Here is a 23,496-nt window from a genome sequence, read left to right as displayed (position 1 = left end):
TGAGCGAAGATTTATTTGCCTTTCCGCTCATCTGAAATTGTGGGTACAAGCTATAGCAACTATATTTTTGTAGTAGTCTCGTATTCCTGATAATCATACTTGCAATTATTTATGATAAATATTCTTTCAAATTGATTATTGGTACAAATCATTGTCTTTGACAATTATCTGTCAAATTAATAATATATTGCAATTATCATTTGCAATGATTGCCCGTGGTAATTATCTGTGGTAACTATTATGCTGTAATAAACCTTAATTGTCACCCATCAAATAATTATTCCATTACAATGATCTATCTCATGTTGTATTATCTGCGCCACATATCCACTGTAAGCACTGTGCTGGGGTTTAAAATTGCTATCAAGGTAGTCTACCTCTATTTCCTTATATCGTGTGCACTGTCTGACTCCATTAAGGGAAAGGCAGCCTTCTTCAGTCCGATATTCACCGCTCTTCTTCGTGATCACCGGATTGATCATTGCAAATTGAAATGGTCCCGCAGCCACAACAATCACCGCCTTGTTCACTCCGATCATGTTCGCCGCCATGCCAACGCACCGCTCCCTATTCGCCCGCAAGGTGTCAAGCATATCCGTAACAACCTGCTTGTCAGCCTCCGTCGCTTGCTTTGCTTTTCTTGAAAAAATTTGTTGTCCTGTTTTTATTTGTTTGATCATGGTTTGGGTCTCCTTTTCCTGCAACTACTGGTATCAGTTGTTTTTATTCCACATCACATTATCTGCCGTCCAAGTTTTATATAATATTTTTAAATGCATATGACACTATTCCCTTACATAGTAGTCCATTTTAATAGGTTTTTGCAGTTTATTAATTTAGTCGCAAAAGTTTTCACCAGTAGCATCTTTTAATAGTCTTTTTCCATACTTTCTTTCGCAAAATTATACTCTTCATTGTCTACTGAAAATTCGTTAAGTAAAAGTACACTTTTGCCACCTTGTTTTACTTTTATTAATGCTTTATATTTACCCGATTTCCTTACTATTATTTTTAAATCTAATATATATTTCCAATGCAAATGCCCGCTGTTTAATAATACTCCTTCCGCAACATTTTCATTATCAACCCAATTTTTAACATGTACATCATCTTGCGCAAACAAGATATTTTCTTTACCAACAGCCTCTCTGTAAATCATTTCCCCATTTGTATCAAATATTTCTATATATAATCCATCATAATTTTTTGTTGATGTATTACATATTTCAACAGAACCATCAGAATTATATCTTACACTAATTGTGGCTTCGTCCTTTAATATGAATATAGGAATTATACTCAGACAAAATATCAATGCAACTGTCAATTTCCCAATTTCTTTCCCCACATTCAAAAGCTTGTCATTAAACCCTGCTGTAGCTTTATGTTCTAGTCTTTTTAGAAAAATAACAATTGCTGCAATTGCAACCAAACAAGCCATCAAAATTCCACGCCATTTTTGACCATCCCTTCCATAAATTTCACTTAATATGGTGAACAAAAATACAACCACTAAGAGCACTGATATATATAATTTAAAATCATTGATCAAACATTTGTATCTTTTGTCTGATTCCCAATCCAACTGTTTATAATTCTGATCCAGCACATTATACCTTTTCAAGTCATATATCACATAAGTCACTATATCTAAGAATATAATAAGTGCCATTGATAAAGCTAATGATAAAAGTATTTTTAAGCACCAAAAGATTATACCCTGCTCTGACCACACATTCAGTAAACTAGTCGTCATTTTGAGTAAAAAAGTACATACCGTTCCCATTACAGCAACAATAGCAATAATTGCTCCCAATCTGGTTGATCTTCTTTGCTCTTTCTCCTCTACCTCTTCAAGTATCACTTGCTGATTTTTCGTCTGTCCTTTATCGGCATTACCCCTTAAATTCTCCTGATGATTTTCTATCCGTTTTTCTCTTTTTTTTTGATTTTTCTTATGTTTCTTTTTTGTCATACATATTACCCGTCTTTCTGTGAAAGACACCAATGCGTCATGAAACATGTGCATTGGCTTTCACTATCTAATTTATATTCCTTCTGATATTATTATGTTATAAGACTGGCATACTACAGAACACGTGGAGGTGAGTGGCGGGGCTGTATAGCGGCGACCTCGTATATGTATATGTTGTGGGTCATCCGTTAAGGCATCAATGAGTGGCGCATAACAGTAACCCGTAAACTTATCTCTTACGAAGTCGACCCAATCTCGTCGGATGACCAGTCACTGTCAGTTTTATAGCTATAGATTTCAGGAGGTTATTTCATTGTTATTTAAAATCTTAAAATTTAACTGCTGTGGGCTCGACGTCCACAAAACATGGATTTATGCATGTATCGGTATCACTGACTCCAACAATCGTACTGAATATAAGCAGGCTCGCTTTTCTTCCTTTACTAAAGGATTGAATGAGCTGTGTGATTGGCTTGCCAAATATAACTGTAAAGATGTTTGTATGGAATCAACCGGAAAGTACTGGATCCCTGTTTTCAATATCTTAGAGCAACACAATTTATGGGTTACTCTTTCTCATCCCAAATACACAAAGCCAATGAAAGGAAACAAGACCGACCGCAAAGATGCGAAATGAATCTGTGACCCCTACATGTGCGGAATGATAAAGCCTTCTTTTATCCCACCCGCTGACATCAGAGAGCTTAGAGATCTTATAAGATACCGATATAAACTCACCTGTATGATCTCTGGCGAAAAGAATCGTGCCCAAAATTGTCTTACCGTATCTAATCTTAAGCTTGATGATGTATTTTCTGATGTATTTGGTAAATAATCTCGTTCTATTACAGAACAGATTTTACAACACCCAAGAGAAAAATTTGATGTAACACCTTTTGTTCACGGACGCTGTAAAACTCCTATTGAAGAAATACAAGTTGCTGTTGATGGTGCCATTTCAAAAGAACAAGTGGTTAAACTCAGACAGTGCCTTGATCACATCGATGAACTGAACAGACACATTTCAGAAGTAAAACAGGAAATCCTTCATCTCAGTGATAAATATGAGGCTACTTTAAACTTAATAAGGACTGTTCCCGGATTCGATAAAAATCCGATGACCGTTGTTCAAGTGCTTTCAGAGATTGGTGGTGATATGTCTGTCTTCCCCACAGCGAAACACCTCATCTCCCGGACCGGATGCTGTCCCCGTAATGATCAAAGCAATCAAAAAATCAAATCTACTAGATTTTCCCATGCTGTTTCTTATTTTAAACCAGTTCTGGTACAAGTTGCAAATGCTTTAATCAAATCGAAGAAGTATTCTGAATTTACCAACCGCTACAAGCGTATCAAAGCACGCCGTGGTTCAAGAAAGCCATCATTGCCATCTGCTGTATGATCCTGACCGCTATCTGGCACATACTTACAGATTTAAAACCATATACACCAGAAGGTTTTCTTGAATCTCGTCCGGTGAAGAAAGAAAAAGTTCTTTCCACTTCACAAGCACTTAATCTTTTGAAACAGCGAAGCTACGTCATAAAGGATGAACCTTTAGCAATTTCCTGATTAGGTGTTGCGTTAATATTTAATTTTTTATGCCACCCCTAGGATGGTTTATTTGTTATGCTCTATTTTTTCGAATAAACTCTACTTCTTTGTTTCAAACTTTACTTTTACTAATTATTTTCATTCCTATACCCAATAGCTTTTTCATGTCGCTAATAAATAATATAAATAGTTCTCCAAATTAATTTAAGTTCTTCTTATCAATCGACGACATGATATTGAGTAAGACCTTATAGCCATCAACGTCTAGATAAACCACCTTACTATTAACCATTTCATTAAACACTTTTTTAGCACAAGAAATCTTTGCCTGCTCTATTGGGCTGAGATTAAGCGTTTCCGCTGTTCCTTGGGTTTCAGCAACAAAGAATATATGCTTGACCATCACCTCATAAAATGCTATTGCCCAGTCAAGAGAACAATTTCCTACCAGCGTAGGAATTTGGAAAGTTTTTGGAAGTTTTGCATATACGCATACTTCTTCTGTCGTCTACAAATCTTCTCTCAATACTCATTTCTGCCAAGGGGCTAAGTTCACCTATTCCCTTGCAAAAGGTTCCACTCTTAATTTCCTACCGGTATTTATCTGTCGCTTTATGCTTCATATCTACATAGCCTTTCTGATAATATAAAATTTAACAGCACACCTTCAAGCCCAATTAATCAAAATATGTCTATTAAATTTCTTCTACAAGTTTTTCAATCATTACAAGGCAATCATTAATTTTTTGCATTTTTTTCAAATCACTCTGTCCCATGTTCATGACATAGAAAGGATCCGATGTAATATTTCCACACTTTTTTAAAGCATCCTGCAATATTTCTATATAGGCACCAATTAAAGAACTCTTTTTTTTCATATTTTCTTCTGTGTCCACTTTTTTATACCAGCCACGTCGGATACAAGAGTACTCCTTTGTATCTATAACTAAAGTTCGTAATGCCCCTGTTAACATGCCATCTGTATAACAATATCCCGAATTCTTCTGGGCATAGTCAAACAATTCAATCCTTGAGTGCTCCTTATGGTCATTTAGAAGTTCTTTATAATAGACTTTTATCTTTTGAGCGTTTGATATATTTTCCATACTGTTCACCTCATTTTTTCTTTATCATACACCCCTGCACTATAGTTAGTCAATTATAATTTTTTCTTTTTAATTAATTGTTTTTATTTGAATGCAAATCATTATAATGTTTTATAACTTTATCCTTTTGAATATTCCGGTCATGATGTCCATGCTGTCCGGTGGTTAGAAAACCAATTGGCAATTATCCAGAGTACAAGAAATTCCCCCCAATATAAAGCCGGCTAACGCCCCGCAAAGCGGCTCTGGGCTTGACATCGGCTCCAATTTCTTATGAATGATAGTTAAGCCGATTAAAGGCGGTTTCCGTATCCGGAATGCAGGTTTCCAATGAACCGGAATCATGGTTTCTTGATGCAAGAATATTCACCTTTTTCACTCCTAAAAAAGTTTGTGAGGGTACGAACAAACATCCTGGACCAAAAGGAGGCGTCCCACTATGTATACTCTTGAACAAAAAACAATCGATGTATACTTACAAGTGAATAGTTGTGCAGAAACTATTCCTGCACAGCTCACTTTAGTACCATTTTAGTACCACAAGGCAAAAAACAAGCTCGCAAATGCCCATTTTACTAGGCTTTGCGAGCTTTTAAAAATTATTCAAACTCTTCCCAAAGGAAGTATCATCAAATCGAAAATGCTGATTTTATGCGGCATTCCACCGCATCCATTTCATCTAATGTTACTCTTTTCATGTCGTTTTCAAAAACTTTAGTAGCAAATTAGTTACAATGACTCAATATTGCTTCCACGAAATCCATGGCAGATACAATCTACTTTTACTACTAAAAACGAATAATCAAATGTGGCTTGCGGGTGCTTAACTGTGCCTGCTACCACACCCACTATGAAAGGAGCTTTTCTATGAGCAATCAACACAAACATCCAACTATAAGTTTTAGAATAAGCGATGCCGAACGCAAGCAAATCGAAGCCCGTATCCTTGCCAGCGGCATGATGAAGAAAGATTACTTTGTTCGTTCCTGTATCTATAACCGCATCTGCGTTGTCGGCAAGAAAGAAAACACATATCCTCTTGTACAGACTGTTAATGCTCTGTATCTGCAATTACTTAAAATGCAGAAAACATTTACCGAATGCTGTGAACATCAAGCTTTAAACAATCTCCCTACAAGCGATGAAATCAAGGAACTGCAAACCGACTATAACAATATGCTTACAGCCATCATTGATCTGCTTGATGGTGCCAGGTATCTGTGGGAAGGAGAACACCATGAAACAAAATAACCCTTGTTACTTGTTTGGTATGTATGAACCTGATACAGATTCTGTTATTGTTAATGCCATCAATGATACATATACCGGCACGCCTCTTACTATCAGTTGTGAAAAATGCAATTCAGCCGTCTTGCTCGATACACCTGATGATATCGCGTATCTATATCGGCTAGCACAGGAAAGTCCTCTGCTATATGCTGAATTGGCTTGTAAATCTAATGGATTACAGGAATATGTGGATGCTATGAATGAATTCAATTAACAACATAATTCTTATCTCACCAGTTGCAGACTTCTTTTACGACTGGCGAGATATATCCTATCCCCGTTATCATTATTTTAAATGCTCCCCATTATTCTAAGCCGATTAACTTTGCCAGCTTTTTTAACATATGAATCTGTTGCTGCCAGCACTTCTTGAATTCTATCTGGTATAGCTTTACTCTTCTTTATCCCCGGTTGCACTATACAAATACATCCTCGTAATACTTTTCCAGATGTTTTTATCTCTTTTATCATGGTCTTAAAATTTCCACCTTTTTTCACTATACAATGCCCAGAATTATGACGACTCGTAAACTTTTCAAGTAACTTTCCCTTTGTCGTAAACCATGTTACAGACTTTATTGCTTGACCAGATACTTCATATACATCACCAACACTATTGTTATAAGAAGATGAACCCATTTTTTTAACATGATACAATTCGACAACCAACTCATTATCTGTCTCATAAATTGTAATATAATCCGCCATTTCACCTGAACCATGGTCGTATATAATATATTTAAATTTTTCATCTGCTTCTAGAATTTTATATAATGCATCCTGAATTGACACCCTCGTATCGCTGTCATTTTTTCTAAATTCCAATTTTAAATTTGTATCATAATGCTTCCAATCAACACCTTCTATTATATTACTGTCAAATAACTCGCTCTCAAAATCACCTTCAATTACATCAATACCTGTTATCGTCATGTCCTTTACAGTTTTATATATTAGTGGTTGTTCCGTGAGAAATTTGTCCATTGGCATTTCTTCTTTTCCTGAACATACAATAAATCTATTTTCCAAACTTCTATATCTGGCTTTTATATCACATTCCAAGTTTTCTGAAATTTCTCCGACCGAGACCTCAACTGACACTTTTGTCTTCTCACAATTTTTCACCACAACCATCGCATCCGTTAATCTGCAACACTCGTAATCCGACTCTTTTCTACGATACTTAATAACAGGATCACAACTATATGTTTCCGCAGTAAAATCTGCATAAAAGATATCTTCCGGATATTCTACAAGAGCTTGGGGCTGAGGTAAAAAATCAAAATTTGTATTTGTTTTTACTTTTATATCTTTATTTGCTATTTTCTTTCCCAACCCATCACACCACTGTATATAATCTTTTAAGTCTTTGTAAGCACTGCTCCAAACTTTCGAAGCACTACTATATCCAATTGTAACATCTCCTTCTGCATCATCTACTGCTTTACAAAATGCATGCCCCGCAGAATACATTCTTCCCGAATCTTTGTCAATTGCATCACTCACATCTGAACCTGCCATTATTCTATATGATTCTCCTGATTGCGATTGCTTACTTAGCATTCCTGAATTAAAAATCTCGAAGTTTTTGAGTTTGCCCAATACTTTATATATTTCTGATTTTGGTATCGGATCATAAGAATCACAAAATGATGATACCAATTCATCATACATTGCTTCAGAATGTTTCTGTGAATATATATGTACCATATGAGTTTGTGTTTGATAATGTATTATATATAAAATATATTCAAGATTGACCTTATCACCACTTCCCATCCAAAGTGGTGAAACATATTCCAAGCCAATTCCTACTACCGTATTTTCTTGTTTATTTCTTAATATTCTTCCTGCCACGTTACACACCTCTGGAAATTCGGCATTTATATCAAAACTCATAGAACGATAGATTTTTACATGACAATTAGGTCTGATTGCATGAACAGGGACATTTTCAAGAATACGCTCATCTTCCACAACATATTCTTTATAATAATTTCTATTTTGCTGTTCACTTTTATTCTTTCCGTCACTCATTCCAATGATCATATCCTGCCATACAGCATCTTTAGAATAAAGTAAATTGTTTTCAATTTCTAATTCTTCATTATTTACCGCAATAAATTTTGCCTTTCCTATATTCTTTGCATTTGTCCGAGCAAATCTACCAATAAACTGTAATGTACTCGCAAGCGATTTATGAGGAACATGTATTGCTGCAATTTTAAGATTAGGAAAATCATAGCCTTCTCCTAGCATATCTACACACACAATTCCATCCAGTTCTCCAGAATGCAACAATTTCAAAATATGCTTAACCTTTGAATTACTCATTGAACTATCCACTTTTGAAAGTTTCAATGAAGTATTATCCTTATATAACTCCTCCAGTTTTTCAGCACTTACTTTAGTATCCGTACGTACCATCAGATAATGTTCATACCCAGCTTTTCTATCATTCAGCAATACCTCCTCAGCTCTTTTAGCAATGCACAAATCATTATCCATTCCACTTTCCACAGGAACATATTGTATTTCGCCAAAAATACCATCTTCGTATGCCTTTGAAAGTGGATAATCATATATTATTTCACCAGACAGCTCTTTTCGATCTAACCTAAACGGAGTTGCTGTAAACAGCACATGCGTTGCCACAGACAAATTTACTAAGATCTGTTGCCATGTTTTAGCTGGGGTATGATGAGCCTCATCAACTTCCACCAAATCAATATTCTCTTTCGCCCAATCAGATTCACTTAGACTGAGTGCACAACTAGGTGTAGCAACAATAACATCTGCTTGCTCCAAGTCTTTTTGATACTCCTTGGTATACAAATGCTCCAATTCAAAAACTTTAGGTTTTTTTATTGAAGTATTAAATACGTTAGCTACACACAATGTCCTAAGTTCAGAAAAATCCTCTGCAATTTGTCCACGAACCATTTTACTCGGCGTAACAACTAATACTCGTTGTTTTCGTATTAAATATGGTGTCAACATAAGCACAGCTGTTTTTCCTGATCCTGTCGGCATAATAACAATAGCCGCCTCTTTTTTATTAAGCGTAAAAAAGGATGATATTGCGTGAATTGCACCTAATTGAGCATTTCGTAATCCTCTGCTCTTTTCCGAATCTATGGGATATTTTACTGCATTGTAATGAATCTCAAAATAATTCCCCATATAATTTCCTTCCTGAACTAATATTATTTTCTCATATTAGTTCATTGTACCTCCCGAAACACTATCATTCTCTCTCTTTATGACCCAAGCATCAGTTAACTTATTTTATTTAAGTTTCGGTCGAGTATGGGGCATATTTATATATCAATTACACTATTTATTTTGACATACTGAATGGTTGTTGCCAAACTGTTGCCATGGGAATATTATAACTTGATGATACCTGAATGACAAGTTAATTTTCATTTTTTGCAACTACAAATTCTCTCCTCCCTCAATATCGTCGCTTTCAAACATATTCTTGTGGTATGATTCATTTTCATCATCTTCAAAATCATCAAAGTCAAACAAAACCGATCTATTTCCAATCAATGCCAATAATTCCTTACGCTCTTTTCTTTTCTTTATGTCTTCCATTTCTTCATACAACTCGTCTACATAATCTATCAACCAATTATTGACTTTTCCCTCACATAAATCAGCTAAATAATCATTTACTAGTGCATCATCCATTTCCAAAGATTCCATATCATTCAGTAATCTAAAAACACCAGACTCTCGCTTATTCTTATACATATAGAGCAGTAGCTCTTTTATTGAATTTTGTTCAATAACCATCTGCTCATAAAGAGATCTTCTTTGAGTTGATAAAAAGACTCTTGCAGCATTTGAATACGAGTCAATCTCATATGTATACGTATTAATATCTCTTGCCTTATGTTCTATTAATTCAAAATAATATCTAGCCAATTTTCCCAATTCATTTATGTAAAAACGTTTGAATGCATCAAACTGGATCAAAGCACATGGCTCATCAAAATTAAATTTTCCATTTTGTTTTTTCAAAAAACTAATAAATAACTTTCTCAACTCACTGCTATTTTTTCCCGGTATATAATTTGCATATCGGTAATTATTATAATAATTAGAAAAAACTCCCAAAAGACTTCTTCCATTTTTTGAAAGTTGTTCTGTAGTATATTTCTCAATTTCTTTTTCTAATTCATGATGGTTATGTTCTATAAGGCACTTTGGAACAGATTCCTTATCAGTTGGATTTTGTAGAACAAGACACAAATAAATTTTTTGTAACCGTTCTATGCCAACTGCTCCAGTATACAATATGATATTAATCTCATATTGATTATTTAATCCAGTTATCGACATTGTTTTCTTTGCTGATTCATATATAAATTCTCCAGAAATCTCTAACTCGCGTCCCATGTTAATACTTTTGAAATCCCATATTTCATCTACCAACATCTCATCACCACCTTTATTATCATCTTATATTCAAAGATATCTTTCAAAAAAATCCTGTATTCTCTTCTTTGTGTATTTATTCTCAACCTCTTTTAATATGTATATCGACAATTCATTTAACGAACGAGTAAGGGCTACATAAAGCTTATTCTTCGTCTTATTCGCCTCGGTATTGTTATCGTTAAATAAATATGCTGCCAAGTCATTTGTGAGAATGAATAAACACTTCTCCCCCTCCATTCCCTTTATGTAGTCTATTGATTTTACAAAAATCTTATCTTCTTGTTTTATTGGACTTTCGTCTTCAAAAATATTTATGATAATGCCATATCTTCTTGAATCTATTTTTTCGCACTTGCTCAGTAATGCCATTGCATCTTTTTTCTTTCCCGTATTCCTGTACTTTTCAATCATCTTCCCAGCATAATAATACGCTACTTTTTTAACTGTCTGAGCATCTTTGGTTGGATGATTCTCAAACAGCAATGGTTCAAGCTCTTCCGCTAAATTCTCTCTTATGTTATTCTTCTTGTAGTCGTGTGTTTCATACACCCCTTGCTTCTGGGATATATACATCAAATCATATTTTTGTCTTTCAATTAATGTGTGGCAATCAATTTCACTTTCATAATATACTGATAATTGACCGGAGTCCTTTTCAGATTTCTGCTTTTCATTTTTATCTACCAAACGATTTGACAGTTCTAAATGTAATTGCGGACATCTATGACATTCTGATATATATCTAACATTTTGTTCGTATATAGACATAAGGTTTCTTAAGCATTTAAATCCTTTTAAATCCTGCTTCGGATCTCCCATCAGTATCATTGGGATTTCCATTCCACTTAATTCTTCTATAATTTCTTGCATATGCTTATCTATGTCCTGTACTTCATCTATACAGATTGCACCACAATATTTTACAATTGCATTTTTAATTATTTGTCTCCCATCTTTTATATTTTTTGTATCCTTTGATTTTTTACACAATACCCATTTAGCATGTTCAGGAATTACTGTTTGATGAAGTACATTCATATCATCAAGTCTTTTAATCTTTGCATTTTTATACTTTGCGTCTTGTGGTAATTCTGCAATAGAAATTTTTTCATATTTCTTTCCATAAAGTAAATGATAATATGGCTTTATTATTTCCCTATACAAAAACGAATGAATCGTACTCACTATTATGTTTTCCGGAATTTGTACATAATGTTCGCACAGCTTTCTACGAATACAATCTACGGCACTATTAGTAAATGCAACGCAAAATATTTTCTTTTCCGCATCAATTTGATTACGAAGAAGTATTATTTTATCAGACATCTTTGTAGTCTTTCCTGCTCCTGCACCTGCTATATTTATTTCCACTTTATAACACCTCTTCTGACTCTTGTGAAAGAAAATCTATAACATCTTGGATATGTTTTGGCATTTGAAAACCTTCTAATTCTCCACTAGCTAAATCTTTACAAATCGTAAACATATCAGTTGCTTTTGCATTTTTCCACGCTTCTGTAAGCTGATCATCTGTCATATCATTCCAACCAAAAACATCTCCATATTTGTTCTTCAATATCTTATAGTTGTCACCCGTATTTACAATTTCCGGTTCTAAAGTATAATACTCGGTCGTTCTAACACATATTTCCTTATCATCATTATATTTATCATGTTGCTTCTTAGCGTTAGATTGATTATCATAATCACGAATAATGCCCAATTTATTGCCAGAACCTTCATTGACTTTTTTCCAAATATTCATTATTTTTTTAAACCCTTTATGAAATGACAGCACTTCAATGTCACTTAATGTTTCTTTTGAGTCAATATAAGAACGAATTAATAATTCTTCCGATATTCCCTCAAACAAAATACATTTCTTAGAGAAAAATAGTTTAAAGAGATCCAAATTAGGGTTCTTTGCTAAATATGCAAAATCTTCATCCTCTAATTCATCTGCAAATGAGTAAGCTTTTCCATTATGTAAAACCACCACATTTTTTAAATTCATCTTGTTAATGAATTCAGTACTATGTGTGGAATAAAACAACTGCACAGTTTTATTCTTATCCGTAAATGCTTTTAAAAAACTTACCATCAATCTTGTATTATTAATACACAAATGGGCTTCTGGTTCTTCTATCGTTAAAACATTCAGAGCAATATCTGTTTCCTTTCCAAGCAGTGAATTAATCAGCACAAACAGCAATACTAAGTTACGATGTCCCAATCCTTGCATTGACAATTCTTCTTCTGAATATCCCAACCTTACACTACTTAAAATAGATTGCATTGGTGGCATATTAGGCAGAATGTTAATGTGCGAAAAAAACTTCTTTGCACCCTTTAGCTCAGATGTTTCTTGCCAGTTAATTATATCATTAATATCACTAATTTCTTTTAGTGCCTCAAAGAAATGACTATATTCTTTTTCTATTTTCAATTTATCCTGATCAGAAAGTCTATCTTTCAATAAATCAACCAAAAATTTTGAGCCCAACTGATTCTTAGTTTTTGAAAAATCATCTCTTTCTGCCTCAAGAGCCTCGTACTTGAACATTCTCAATGTATCATATGACACATTGCTACCATCCGAAACTTTTATTGAATAATTATAATATTCTACTGGTAAGAGATTCATTTTAACCTCTTTTAAATTTGCATCGTTAATTTCAGTCTGAGATACAACTTCTTTTACCACTCTGAATATGTCTGCGAAATTCTTAGGAGTGAACTCATATTTTATTCCATATTGAATTTCTCCGTCTTCAATTGCATACGACATATCCTTAACATAATATTCCTCTGCACCACTTGCCTGAATATTCACTTCAACACTTACTGTCGGTAAAAATTCTGCAAATTGCTCAACAGTAATCTCATCATTCCTAATTTTATTTTGATTCAGAATAATTTTCTTATAATAGCATTTCTTAGTTTCATTGTTTATATCAATCCATGATAATTTCTTACTGATATGTGTATTATCATCAGTCAAAAAAGGAAGCGTGATTGCTTTTAAAAAGTTGCTTTTACCACTATTATTTTCCCCTATAATTGCTACTGTTTCTGCTAAACCTATATCTATATCCCTTAAATTTCTATAATTGCGTATTTTAACATGTGTAATCTTCAAATCTTCACTTCCTTTTTTTACAATACAGCTGTCAATTGTTAGTAAATATAATTTAAATAATGACTTCTCCAATTATTTTCTGCACTTTTTCCGACTGTATCAACATCCTCATCTTCTCATTCCCATCCTCAATCTCCGGCTTACCACACCTCAGATTATCCGGATGTTCCGACACACAGCAATCCTTATACCAACACTCGCCCATAAGTCCCCCCTTAACGGACCACTTCTCGTTTTGTGTAAATTCACCCACCAATGATTTCATCACACGCTCTGTAGAGTATCTCTTAAAACCTGTCAAGTACTGTAATGTCTTCTCATCATCAATTTTTGACAAGTTGATTCTATGATCCTCAATTGCTGATAACGCCTCTTCACGAATCTTGATTTTATCTGTCTTTCCAGTGCCTGTCCATGTCACTAGCTTATCAAAAGCAAGAATCAGGTATTCAAAACAAATCATATCCAAAATTATAATCTTCCCTTCTGCCTTATCTGCTATTGATTTCAACATACGATACTTGTTACGAATATCCTGATTATCAACCACATAATCAAATGCAATATAATACTTATCGTCCTCTTTCATGTCAATATCTGACAACGTATCCAATAAGCCCTGATTGCTTTCTTTACTTTCGACAACAAGTGCATCATTAAAGAAAAGTTGGTTAACCAATTTCCAGAAGTGAAGTCCTGCGCCGGTATCTTCTGTCCATAAATACTTCATATCACAACTCCTCTTCCAGTGTTATCCTATTATTGTCAAACTTCAACACCTTAAAGCTCTTATCAGATACATTTAGTCCGTCGCAATTTCGTAGGAAAAGCATATATTGATTCGACGGCTCAAAATTAATAAAACGTCTGACCTCATCATTAATCAAATTATCTGCATTATCGACTACAATAAAACTATCTCTGCACTGTTCAATCGCTTCTGAGAAATTATCTGATTTGTAATTAAACAATTTTATAGCTTTGTATTCATTAGTTAATCGTAAATCTTCTAACATTTCATAAAGCACTGTTTTACCGGTACCGCTATTTCCGCCAACAAGAGTTATTCTATCGTCAAATTCCAGATTGTATGAAAATGGATCTGCTTTAAATGTAATATTCTTATAAATCATCTGCTTCTCTCCTTTCATACTCCTTGCCCCACCAGGCATTATATCCTCTCCCTCCGGTCACTATATCAGAATCATTGAATCTGATTTGCACATCATCCGGGATATCAAAAAGCGATGGTCTGGACATATAAATCTTTATATTATCCATAGTAAAAATTATTTTAAGCACATTCGGACCACATTCTTCTACATTCACCACCTTATCAGGATGCTTTACAATATTAAGTAATGTCTTGCAGCCAGATGACAAATTACGGATTGTACCTAAACCATATTTTGTTTCAATATGCTTATCTGGTGTCAACTTCGCCTCATCTACTTGCTGAATGAGATTTATTTCATTTGAGGACATTTCTTCATTACTTGTATTTAAATTGAAATACAAGTCGTTTTGAAGAATCCAGTCTTTAGAATCTTTTTTTTCTGTATATATATCTATCATTCGGTGTCACTCCTTCTCTCAATCATAATCAGGAACAAACGTTGCCATTTCTTCATAATATCCAGCAATACAATTTAAGTTATCACCTATTTTTTTGAATACCTTCACAAACATTTCCAAATCTACAACCTCATTTCCATAGTTCTCAATATAAAAATGATATTCGTCATCTGTATTAAACGGATACCGTGAAAAATCCATATTTTTCATCTTTGCATTAGCATTATGGTCTTTATCTATTTTGTCATATAATTCTAAAATATAGTCGTCGAGTTCTTTTGTCATTTCCTTAAATTGTTTTCTCTGGTCTTTATCGGATTCAAAACTTATCATACGTTTTTTTACTGTATTCCATATCTGCCTGATATCGTGCCCTCCGCAAAAGGACTCTTTCTCATTAAGCAACATATTCAAAGACCAGTTTATAGATTTTAGATACAACTCTATTGCATGGTTTGCCGAAAACAATATTGGGAAAACCACAATATCAGCCTTCTTATCCATATTGCCCTGCAAACAGTCATGTGCGAGCATTATCGCTGCCTTCATATATCCGTCAGCAATAATCATCATATCATGAATCGGTTGATGCGGTCTGGTTCTCCAATTCATATATGCTGTTTTATCTATATCTACATTATACGAAAAAATTTTTTCCATCTATTCACCCACTTTTTAATACTATAAATATAAATTACTGAACTCCCTAAATGTTATAAAATATCAACCAAATACCTTCCATCAATTAACGAAAACACTACTTTAGATGGAAATAATCTTTCACCCATATTAGCCATTCCAACTACATTCATTGCCCATTCTCCATAATCCTCCGGCAACCTATAACATATCGGCTTATCATTTTCAGAGATTGTTACTAATGGGGTCCTATTCTGTGAAAATCCAACTGAAAGAACATAAAACTCATTCTGTCCACTATGTAATGGCAACATAGGTTGCTTGTTAATATCCTTATAAACTATTGCACCTCTTTGGTTGTAAAAATAATCTTTGCCATCTTCTACTATAGGATCAATCGGTAATTTGTTTCTCATTATTTTATAACGTTCGTTCAAGTTCCCGCAGACAAAAGCATTGTAATATTCCGGTTGCATTTCTATATTACTGTTACGAATTTCATCTGCATCTGAAAAATGATTCATAAATTGAAGAAGTGCTACAAAAGACACTAAATCATCCGAATATATTCCAGAAAAAATTTTATACCAATATTTATTGTTCTCACAAATTAACCGATATAATTTCTTATACAAATCAAGTTGCCTTTGATTCAATGCAAACCAGCCAGGATCCAAAAGAGTCTTCTTAATTTTCCCTTCTTTATAATTTCCAGTTAATGATATCTTCAATGATTGCATCAATCGAGATATTAATCCAACAAGCATATCAGCCATTCTGATTCCAACATAATCCTTAGAATCTTCTTCGATGACATTTTTAAGTCCTATATTCTTTGCAGAATTCAATGTATGCGATTCTTTTCCTTCTCGGTCAATCATCAACTGATATTCATTAACGTTCATCTCTGTCAACAATTTCTTAAATCCATCAAAAGGTGCAAAATAGACCCAATCTAATGTTTCGGGTACCTCTGTGTCCTCAAGCAGTAAAAGTATTTCCTGAAATGCTTGATTCTCATGCTCTTTCAAAGTAGTATTCGCTTGATTTTTAATAATCCTATCTTCTAAAAAAGACCGTAGTTCTTTAACAAATATTTGTGGTTCTTTATAAATTGCTTCTATCACATTTTGTGGTCGATATACATTGATAGCCTTAATTATTGAGTATTTCATGTAATCAACATCAACAAACATAGAACTATGATAATTTACAAACAACTGGCTAATAACATACTCTATTTTGCTAAACACAGAGAAATAAATAATTATTTTCTCATCAAATAATGATACAAGGTCTTCATAAAACTCAATCGTATGATTATTAAGAGAAGCAAACCCAAGCCTAAAATCTTTTGCTTTCATGGTCTGGCTCTTTAATTCTCCGTCTTTTTTTCTATAAGCATACTTCGATTCAAAAGCAAGGTATCTGTCAGAAATACATTCATCTTCTTCTGCTTTCCACCCTACAATTCCAGTTATGAAATTATCATAGTAATTATTCGCAGTAACAGTTTCATAATTAATCTTTCTACTATGCTCTGTTTCATCATAAAAAAAAATGTACTTCATCTTCAGTGCCTCCCCTACTGATTATTTTTTGAATCACCATAATGTGCCGAATCTTCCGCCACCTTCATCACATTATACTCTGGCTCATATTGATAAATCTTTGCAGACTTAGCTGCTTCATTTCCTATATCTTCTGTTACGGAATACTCTTCAAAATTCTCCACCTGTTCCATAACTTTGTTGAATACTTCCGGACTATACTGAGGCGGATAACCATTCTTAACCAGACATATCTTTATTTCAAATTTTAAATCATTCCGAACATTCTGATTATTGAGCCAATCTGCAAATGAGGATTTTGTATCAATAATATCTTTTATCTTCTTAGCTAATGCTTTACATTTATCATTTACTACAACACCATCAACTTCTTTATCTGTTCCATATTCAAAGTTATATTGTTCTCGAAGTGAAATCAAAATATCATAGAATGCTTTTTCTTCGAAGGTTAAACCGATTTTACGAAAACTTTCTCTGTTTTCGTTCATTTGACGAAGAATTGCTAAAGCCTGTTCCGTGGCAATCCTAATAATATCCTCTGATGCCTTTTCCTGTGTTTCTCCAGCTTCTTCCGCTGTAAGATGTTTACGCCTTTCATGATACTCCGCAATAGTCTTTTCCAACATTTCTTGGAACGATTTTGCAGCTAACTGATTGACTTTTCCGTATTCCTTAATCTGCTTACGAAGCATTTTTATAAGAAGTTCTAACTTGGTTGCTGGCATTTTGACATCAGATAATTTTTCAAAGTATTCTGGTGAAAAGATATCTTCTTCCTCGCCACTTTCAAGAACACTTTCCACCTGATTGTATTTCAATGCTTCTTCAACCATTTTGGAAACTGCACGATTCATGGTATCTGTATCCACTTCACTTGTTCCACTCATTTTACGAACAAAACCAGCTATAGCCATAAAGCATTGTGCAAGTGCAGATTCTTCTTCTCCAAGATAACCGGAAGGCTGACAAATATCAAAAGCTGCCCTCATTCGTTTTACTGTCTTTAAAAAATAGGTTTTGAAGGAAACTTTCTGAACACCATTATTTCCTTCCGACTGTAATTCTTCTGTTGATACAAATACATATTCTGCTGCTTTTGCAAGAAGTCTATATCGTTCTATAGGATCACATTCCGGATTTAAAAATGGTGATAAATCATAACCTGTGAACATGTTTTTCAACACTTCTAGTTCTTCTCTAAACACTGATGTAGCCTGCTCAACATCATCGGATGTCGGTGCAACAGATGTATCTCTTCCATATACCTTCATGGCTTCACGCATATTGTCGCGAATACCAATATAGTCGATAACCATACCATATTCTTTCCTCGGATATTTTCTGTTTACACGGCTTATTGTCTGTATCAGCAAATGCTTTTTGAGAGGTTTATCATTATATAAATATGTAAGGCAAGGAACATCAAAGCCCGTAATCCACATATCTACAACAATGACAATACTGAAATTTGATTTTTCCTGTTTAAAAGCAGCATCCAATTCTTCTGAACGCTTATCATTTTTAACTCCGCCAAGATAATCATACATATCTTTTTCATCATTACTGCCGACACTAGATACCATTGCCATAAATGGCATCGGTTTCAATTCTTTCAGTTCCTCTTCTGTTACAGAAACCCCATCCGGTGATTTCTTTTCCTCAAACCATTCCGGGTATTTATCCTTAAACTTCTGTAATAATGCATAAGCAATCTTTCTATTAGAACATACAACCATTGCTTTTTGTATTCTATCCGGATCACCTGCACAAGACGCAACATAATGGTTGTGGATATCTGTAGCAAGACGCTCAAGTCTGGAAGGCTCACCAAGAATTATTTCCATAGAGCTCATTGCTTTCTTACTTGCTTCGATATCCTCATATGTTGCACCATCATCAGCACATTTTTTATAATAATTCTCAATTTCTTTTACTTTTTTATTATCAAGCAATACCTTTGCAATACGCGGATGATACTTAATGGAAACAGTAAGTCCATCTGCAACTGCCTGATCCATTGTATATCGGTCAATTTCATCACCAAAGGTCTGATAAGTTTCCGCAATAGGCGTTCCGGTAAAACCAACGAAAGTAGCATGTGGAAATGCTTCCTTCAATACTTTTGCATATGGTTTTGAAACCATAGCTTTCATATTTTCATCGGCATCCTTACTAAACTGAATTTTCTTAGAATGTTCAAGCTGAGTTCTGTGAGCCTCGTCTGAAAAACATATAATATTCTGCCTATCATTGATAAGTCCGATTTTGTCATCTTTCCTATCGCAGAATTTCTGAATGGTGCAAATATAAAAACCACCACTTTGTCTTGCACCAAGTTCCTGCCTTAATTGTGTTCTGTTTTTTACAACAGATACTTCTCCCAGATTAAGAAACTCTTTACTCTTTGTAAAAAGCTTTGAACCTTGTTTTTGCAGTTCATCTCTGTCAACAATTAATATAATTGTTGGTGAACCGATTTCCGGAATATCAGTACAACGAAGTGCAAGCTGACGTGCAAGAAAAGCCATCGTATATGTTTTTCCACATCCGGTTGCTCCAAAATATGTACCCCCTTTACCACTCCTAGTAACAACAGAATTTACAATGCTTTGTTTTAAAAGTTTTGCTGCAAAGAACTGAGGATATCGGCATACGATTTCTACTTCATCACTGTCGTAAATACTATCTTGGAAATAGATATAGTCCCTAAAAATCTCCACGAACCGCTCTGGTGTATATACACCCTTTATCATAGTTTCTGTTTCTGCAAAAGGAAGAGTGGATACAACATCTCCTTCGTTTACTCTACGCCAAGCATAAAAATGCTCGTAAGGTGTACGTACTGTACCTAATCTTGTTTTCACACCATCTGAAATGCAAGCCAAAGGGCAATAATGTAAAAGGTGTGGAATATCTCTCCAGTATCGAATATTAATTTGTTCCCAAGCATCATAAATAGTCGCATTGGCATCAGCGGGATTTTTCAACTCGATGACACACAGAGGTATACCATTTACAAACAAAAGCACATCCGGTCTACGATTTTCTTTTTGACCATTGTTTGTATATTCCACTGTAAACTGATTCACTACACGGAAGATATTCTTATCCCAATTATCAAAATCAATAAGTGGTATCATTCTTGGCAATCCATCTTGCGGCGTAAACTGAACACCATTTACCATCCAGCCATATACTTTGTGCAAAGTAGCAAAATCACTTTCCGCACCTACAAGACGGACATTATCATATATCTGTATCACCTCGTCTTCTGTCAAATCCAGGTTGGTGTCTGCTATAAACTTCTTGAAATCATCAGCAATCAGTACATCTCTTTTTGTGACACGATGGATATTATTGCCAGAAGAATACTTCCAACCTTCCGCCTCTAAAAAGCCAATAAAGGCATATTCATATTCTGATTCACAATAATGGCCATTGTATTCTTTTAATCTTGCCATAGGCTATGCCTCCTTTGCTTTTCTTGCCTCTTCTATAGACCCTTTGATAAGAATAGGACAGATGTCTTTTATCTGTGCTTTGAGTTTTTCGTTAATCTCTTTTCGTATTTTGTATGCTTCATAAATACCAACTATGGCTTTCTGAACGTCAATAGATGGAAGTGGCATTCGTACTTCTTTCATATCATCAAGGCTAAATGTTTCTCTTGCACTCCCCCACGAATGAAAACGGGCATATCGATCAAATTCTGTTCTGCAAAAAAATAAATATAAATATTTAGGAAGTAGTTTAGTATTATCAGTTTGTATTACAGTTGATATTGACGATACTAAATAGTTCTCACACGACTGATTCAAAGCTAACGACATTTTATCTGCTCTTCGTGAAGTGTCAGAAATAAAAGCAATCATTCCAGGCTCTACTACCTTGTAATTTTCTAAAGAAACCCCCTCCATATTAGCTTTAGTATTGATGAATTCTTTACTTGTTGCTATACCTCGTACAGAATCCAACTTGAGATTACCAATATTTTTTTTATTGACCTCTTCTATATAGGTAGCAATTGCCTCACAAGGCATTTGTCTCCTCAAATCTTCAATATACGCATCACAAACAAGTTTTAAATCCTCTAAACCACACTCATAACTTTTTTGATTTTCAAGCATAGCATTATAGACATCTACATACTTTTGTTGTATTGAAAAAACAGGTAAGTCAACACTCATATCACACAGAGTATCCCACGAAAAGACTTCTGTTGAACTTCCCCAAGATTGATAACAAGCTTCTCTGTCCCATTCATCACGTTTAAAGTGCAAAAATAAGTAATCTGCCAAAACAATCTTTTTCATAGATGGTTTTACCTTAAAAGCAATATTATTCCAACTAATGATAAAGTTATCATTAGTATTATTATATCCAAAACCAATTCTTTTTCCATGTGTCCGCGGATTATAAATAAATTCTCCTGGGTGAACCACAAGAAATTTTGATAAATCAGTTTCTGAGACATTTGCTTTTGTAGGTATAACCTCCTTTGTAATTGTCATTCCTTTAACATCATCGGGACCATATTGCAATTCAGAATTTGTGTCTTGTACTAATTCAATCAATTCACCAAGTTTATATTTAGTCAATTCCATATCCAATCCCCCTAAATGCTTCCTCCAGCATCTGCTGGGATTTCTTTTCTTGTTTCATAACCTCTTTCATTTCAGATTGAATACGAGCCATTTCTTTTTCATAATCAATTTCCAAATCATGGTCAATAAACCCAATGTATTTGCTTGGTGTAAGAGCCCAGCCTTTATTTTCAATTTCATCAATACCCACACTGCGATAAAGTTCTGGCATCTCATAATCTGCTCCATCAGCGCCCTCACATTGCCATGTGTGATAAATATCTGCTGCCTTCTCAATTTGTTCTGTATTCAAACGAACTTTCTTTTTGCTCTCGCCCTTAACAGCATTTTCTGTCCATTGGCGTAAATCCATAAAGAGTATCTCCTGCTCGCGATTTCGGAGATTTCTTCCATGGTATTTTCCACCTTTTTTATTTTGATTCAGTATCCAAAGAGTAACACTGATATCTGTAGTAATAAACAATTCTCTTGGCAGAACAACGATAGCCTCAATTTTATCATTCTGAATCAGTTCCTTACGTATTTCCAATGTATCGCTATCATTCAATGCACCATTCGCAAGAAGGAATCCTGCTACTCCATCAGTTTTCTTCAAATGTGAAAGTATATGCAAAATCCATGCATAATTTGCGTTGCTTTCAGGTGGCGTTTGATAGTCAGACCAACGAGGGTCATTTTTCAAATTGTCATTATACCAGCCTTTCAGATTAAAAGGTGGATTTGCCATAATATAGTTAAAGTGCAACCCCTTGTGTAAATCATGTGTAAATGATGAATCTGCTTCTTCTCCTAGATTATGGCTAATTCCACGCAAAGCCAAATTCATTTTCGCAAGGCGATATGTAGCCGGTTCTTTTTCCTGACCATATACATTGATACCATTTAAGTTTCCCTGCTTTGACTTTACAAGTTCAGCACTCTGAATAAACATTCCTCCCGAACCACAGCAAGGATCATATAAGGTGCCATCATAAGGCTCAATCATCGTTGCAATAAGTTGAACTACGTCATGAGGTGTATAAAATTCTCCTTCCTCCTTTGTAGCATTTACCGCAAACTCCTTAAGAAAGTATTCGTATACACGACCAATAAGGTCTTTTTCCTCTCCAAATGTCTTATGACTGATTTTATTCACTTCATCAACAATTTTCTTTATATCATTAGCTGCTAAATTGCGTGCTGTAAATGTTCCTTTAACAAAACAGCCTTTCAACTGTGGATCTTCTTCCTCAAGCCTTTGCAAAGCTGTATCAAGTGCAACATTAAGCTGTGGTGCCGGTGTACTGATAATAGTCGACCATCTTGCTTCTGGTGGTAAATTATATGTACCATCTGCAAAAGTAGCATCATCAAAGAATGCCGCTCTAATATTCTCATCTTCTGGATCTAATCCCTGCTCTTTAAGTGTCTGTTTTAGATTTACAATTCCATCCTCATACTTTTCGCCGATAAACCTCAAGAACACTAGCGTAAGCATCATATCTCTTTTTTCAAAGAATGAGCCGGAATTACGTGCTGCACGCAAATAATCTCTACAATTAAATAAAATATTATCTATGTTCAATGCCTTTTCAGTTGTTTTCTTCTTAGCCAT

Annotated in this window: 18 protein-coding genes and 1 pseudogene; 3 read left to right on the top strand and 16 right to left on the bottom strand. The window is 34.5% G+C overall.

The genetic code is table 11. The features are described from left to right. Window positions 1-269: 269 nt before the first annotated feature. Entirely contained in the window at window positions 270-680 is a 411-nt protein-coding gene (locus tag DXB54_RS02970; protein WP_021938961.1) for a peptide deformylase, read from the bottom strand. Between the two features lie 188 nt (window positions 681-868). Continuing rightward, entirely contained in the window at window positions 869-1,975 is a 1,107-nt protein-coding gene (locus tag DXB54_RS02965; protein WP_118694197.1) for a hypothetical protein, read from the bottom strand. A 313-nt stretch (window positions 1,976-2,288) separates the two neighbouring features. On the opposite strand from DXB54_RS02965, the pseudogene DXB54_RS12385 reads away from it, so the two are divergent. Next, a pseudogene (locus tag DXB54_RS12385) lies at window positions 2,289-3,547 on the top strand (IS110 family transposase). Window positions 3,548-3,728: 181 nt separating this feature from the next. On the opposite strand, the gene DXB54_RS12280 reads toward DXB54_RS12385, so the two are convergent. Continuing rightward, the gene (locus DXB54_RS12280; RefSeq protein ID WP_243104750.1) at window positions 3,729-3,980 is read right to left on the bottom strand and encodes a restriction endonuclease; all 252 of its coding nucleotides are present in this window, start codon (window positions 3,978-3,980) and stop codon (window positions 3,729-3,731) included. 244 nt (window positions 3,981-4,224) lie between these two features. Continuing rightward, entirely contained in the window at window positions 4,225-4,635 is a 411-nt protein-coding gene (locus tag DXB54_RS02950) for a hypothetical protein (RefSeq protein WP_118694196.1), read from the bottom strand. Window positions 4,636-5,502: 867 nt separating this feature from the next. Between DXB54_RS02950 and DXB54_RS02945 the strand changes: the two genes are divergently transcribed. Together DXB54_RS02945 and DXB54_RS02940 are read left to right on the top strand one after the other, a co-directional pair. Continuing rightward, complete coding sequence (locus tag DXB54_RS02945; protein ID WP_118694195.1) at window positions 5,503-5,886, top strand: plasmid mobilization protein; 384 nt, start codon at window positions 5,503-5,505, stop codon at window positions 5,884-5,886. Continuing rightward, on the top strand, window positions 5,873-6,139 hold the full coding sequence (locus DXB54_RS02940; RefSeq protein ID WP_118694194.1) for a hypothetical protein: 267 nt from the start codon (window positions 5,873-5,875) through the stop codon (window positions 6,137-6,139). The genes DXB54_RS02945 and DXB54_RS02940 overlap by 14 nt, the downstream gene beginning before the upstream one ends. Before the next feature lie 77 nt (window positions 6,140-6,216). On the opposite strand, the gene DXB54_RS02935 is transcribed toward DXB54_RS02940, so the two are convergent. The 12 genes from DXB54_RS02935 to DXB54_RS02880 all read right to left on the bottom strand — a co-directional run bounded on the left by DXB54_RS02935 (window position 6,217) and on the right by DXB54_RS02880 (window position 23,496). Further along, window positions 6,217-9,108, bottom strand: coding sequence for a DEAD/DEAH box helicase (locus tag DXB54_RS02935; RefSeq protein ID WP_118694193.1), 2,892 nt, complete (start codon window positions 9,106-9,108; stop codon window positions 6,217-6,219). Between the two features lie 255 nt (window positions 9,109-9,363). After that, window positions 9,364-10,371, bottom strand: a complete 1,008-nt coding sequence (locus DXB54_RS02930; RefSeq protein WP_118694192.1) for a hypothetical protein — start codon at window positions 10,369-10,371, stop codon at window positions 9,364-9,366. A 30-nt stretch (window positions 10,372-10,401) separates the two neighbouring features. After that, the gene (locus DXB54_RS02925) at window positions 10,402-11,745 is read right to left on the bottom strand and encodes a UvrD-helicase domain-containing protein (RefSeq protein WP_118694191.1); all 1,344 of its coding nucleotides are present in this window, start codon (window positions 11,743-11,745) and stop codon (window positions 10,402-10,404) included. A gap of 1 nt (window position 11,746) precedes the next feature. After that, on the bottom strand, window positions 11,747-13,585 hold the full coding sequence (locus tag DXB54_RS02920) for an ATP-dependent nuclease (protein ID WP_243104726.1): 1,839 nt from the start codon (window positions 13,583-13,585) through the stop codon (window positions 11,747-11,749). After that, window positions 13,566-14,243 (bottom strand): hypothetical protein, encoded by a 678-nt coding sequence (locus DXB54_RS02915; protein WP_118694190.1) that lies wholly within the window; start codon window positions 14,241-14,243, stop codon window positions 13,566-13,568. The genes DXB54_RS02920 and DXB54_RS02915 overlap by 20 nt, the downstream gene beginning before the upstream one ends. Before the next feature lies 1 nt (window position 14,244). Next, window positions 14,245-14,646 (bottom strand): ATPase, encoded by a 402-nt coding sequence (locus tag DXB54_RS02910; protein ID WP_118694189.1) that lies wholly within the window; start codon window positions 14,644-14,646, stop codon window positions 14,245-14,247. After that, entirely contained in the window at window positions 14,636-15,088 is a 453-nt protein-coding gene (locus tag DXB54_RS02905; protein WP_118694188.1) for a DUF4869 domain-containing protein, read from the bottom strand. The genes DXB54_RS02910 and DXB54_RS02905 overlap by 11 nt, the downstream gene beginning before the upstream one ends. A gap of 18 nt (window positions 15,089-15,106) precedes the next feature. Further along, window positions 15,107-15,748, bottom strand: coding sequence for a hypothetical protein (locus tag DXB54_RS02900; RefSeq protein WP_118694187.1), 642 nt, complete (start codon window positions 15,746-15,748; stop codon window positions 15,107-15,109). Window positions 15,749-15,801: 53 nt separating this feature from the next. Further along, window positions 15,802-17,298, bottom strand: a complete 1,497-nt coding sequence (locus tag DXB54_RS02895) for a DUF3800 domain-containing protein (RefSeq protein WP_118694186.1) — start codon at window positions 17,296-17,298, stop codon at window positions 15,802-15,804. A 14-nt stretch (window positions 17,299-17,312) separates the two neighbouring features. Next, on the bottom strand, window positions 17,313-20,759 hold the full coding sequence (locus DXB54_RS02890) for a type I restriction endonuclease subunit R (RefSeq protein WP_118694185.1): 3,447 nt from the start codon (window positions 20,757-20,759) through the stop codon (window positions 17,313-17,315). A gap of 3 nt (window positions 20,760-20,762) precedes the next feature. Next, on the bottom strand, window positions 20,763-21,902 hold the full coding sequence (locus DXB54_RS02885; RefSeq protein ID WP_118694184.1) for a restriction endonuclease subunit S: 1,140 nt from the start codon (window positions 21,900-21,902) through the stop codon (window positions 20,763-20,765). After that, window positions 21,889-23,496 (bottom strand): N-6 DNA methylase, encoded by a 1,608-nt coding sequence (locus DXB54_RS02880; RefSeq protein WP_118694183.1) that lies wholly within the window; start codon window positions 23,494-23,496, stop codon window positions 21,889-21,891. Before DXB54_RS02880 ends, DXB54_RS02885 begins: the two co-directional genes overlap by 14 nt.

The organism is Coprococcus sp. OM04-5BH, from assembly GCF_003482105.1.
Lineage (GTDB): Bacteria > Bacillota > Clostridia > Lachnospirales > Lachnospiraceae > Coprococcus.
Note: the sequence above shows the minus strand (reverse complement) of the source record. Positions and strands in the feature narration are given on the sequence as shown.

Bases quoted from the DNA above. Each gene is read 5' to 3' on its own strand.
- DXB54_RS02970 (WP_021938961.1), bottom strand. From the start codon at position 680: ATGATCAAACAAATAAAAACAGGACAACAAATTTTTTCAAGAAAAGCA.
- DXB54_RS02965 (WP_118694197.1), bottom strand. From the start codon at position 1,975: ATGACAAAAAAGAAACATAAGAAAAATCAAAAAAAAAGAGAAAAACGG.
- DXB54_RS02950 (WP_118694196.1), bottom strand. From the start codon at position 4,635: ATGGAAAATATATCAAACGCTCAAAAGATAAAAGTCTATTATAAAGAA.
- DXB54_RS02945 (WP_118694195.1), top strand. From the start codon at position 5,503: ATGAGCAATCAACACAAACATCCAACTATAAGTTTTAGAATAAGCGAT.
- DXB54_RS02915 (WP_118694190.1), bottom strand. From the start codon at position 14,243: ATGAAGTATTTATGGACAGAAGATACCGGCGCAGGACTTCACTTCTGG.
- DXB54_RS02890 (WP_118694185.1), bottom strand. From the start codon at position 20,759: ATGGCAAGATTAAAAGAATACAATGGCCATTATTGTGAATCAGAATAT.
- DXB54_RS02885 (WP_118694184.1), bottom strand. From the start codon at position 21,902: ATGGAATTGACTAAATATAAACTTGGTGAATTGATTGAATTAGTACAA.
- DXB54_RS02905 (WP_118694188.1), bottom strand. From the start codon at position 15,088: ATGATAGATATATATACAGAAAAAAAAGATTCTAAAGACTGGATTCTT.
- DXB54_RS02935 (WP_118694193.1), bottom strand. From the start codon at position 9,108: ATGGGGAATTATTTTGAGATTCATTACAATGCAGTAAAATATCCCATA.
- DXB54_RS02910 (WP_118694189.1), bottom strand. From the start codon at position 14,646: ATGATTTATAAGAATATTACATTTAAAGCAGATCCATTTTCATACAAT.
- DXB54_RS02895 (WP_118694186.1), bottom strand. From the start codon at position 17,298: ATGAAGTACATTTTTTTTTATGATGAAACAGAGCATAGTAGAAAGATT.
- DXB54_RS02900 (WP_118694187.1), bottom strand. From the start codon at position 15,748: ATGGAAAAAATTTTTTCGTATAATGTAGATATAGATAAAACAGCATAT.
- DXB54_RS02940 (WP_118694194.1), top strand. From the start codon at position 5,873: ATGAAACAAAATAACCCTTGTTACTTGTTTGGTATGTATGAACCTGAT.
- DXB54_RS02880 (WP_118694183.1), bottom strand. From the start codon at position 23,496: ATGGCTAAGAAGAAAACAACTGAAAAGGCATTGAACATAGATAATATT.
- DXB54_RS02930 (WP_118694192.1), bottom strand. From the start codon at position 10,371: ATGTTGGTAGATGAAATATGGGATTTCAAAAGTATTAACATGGGACGC.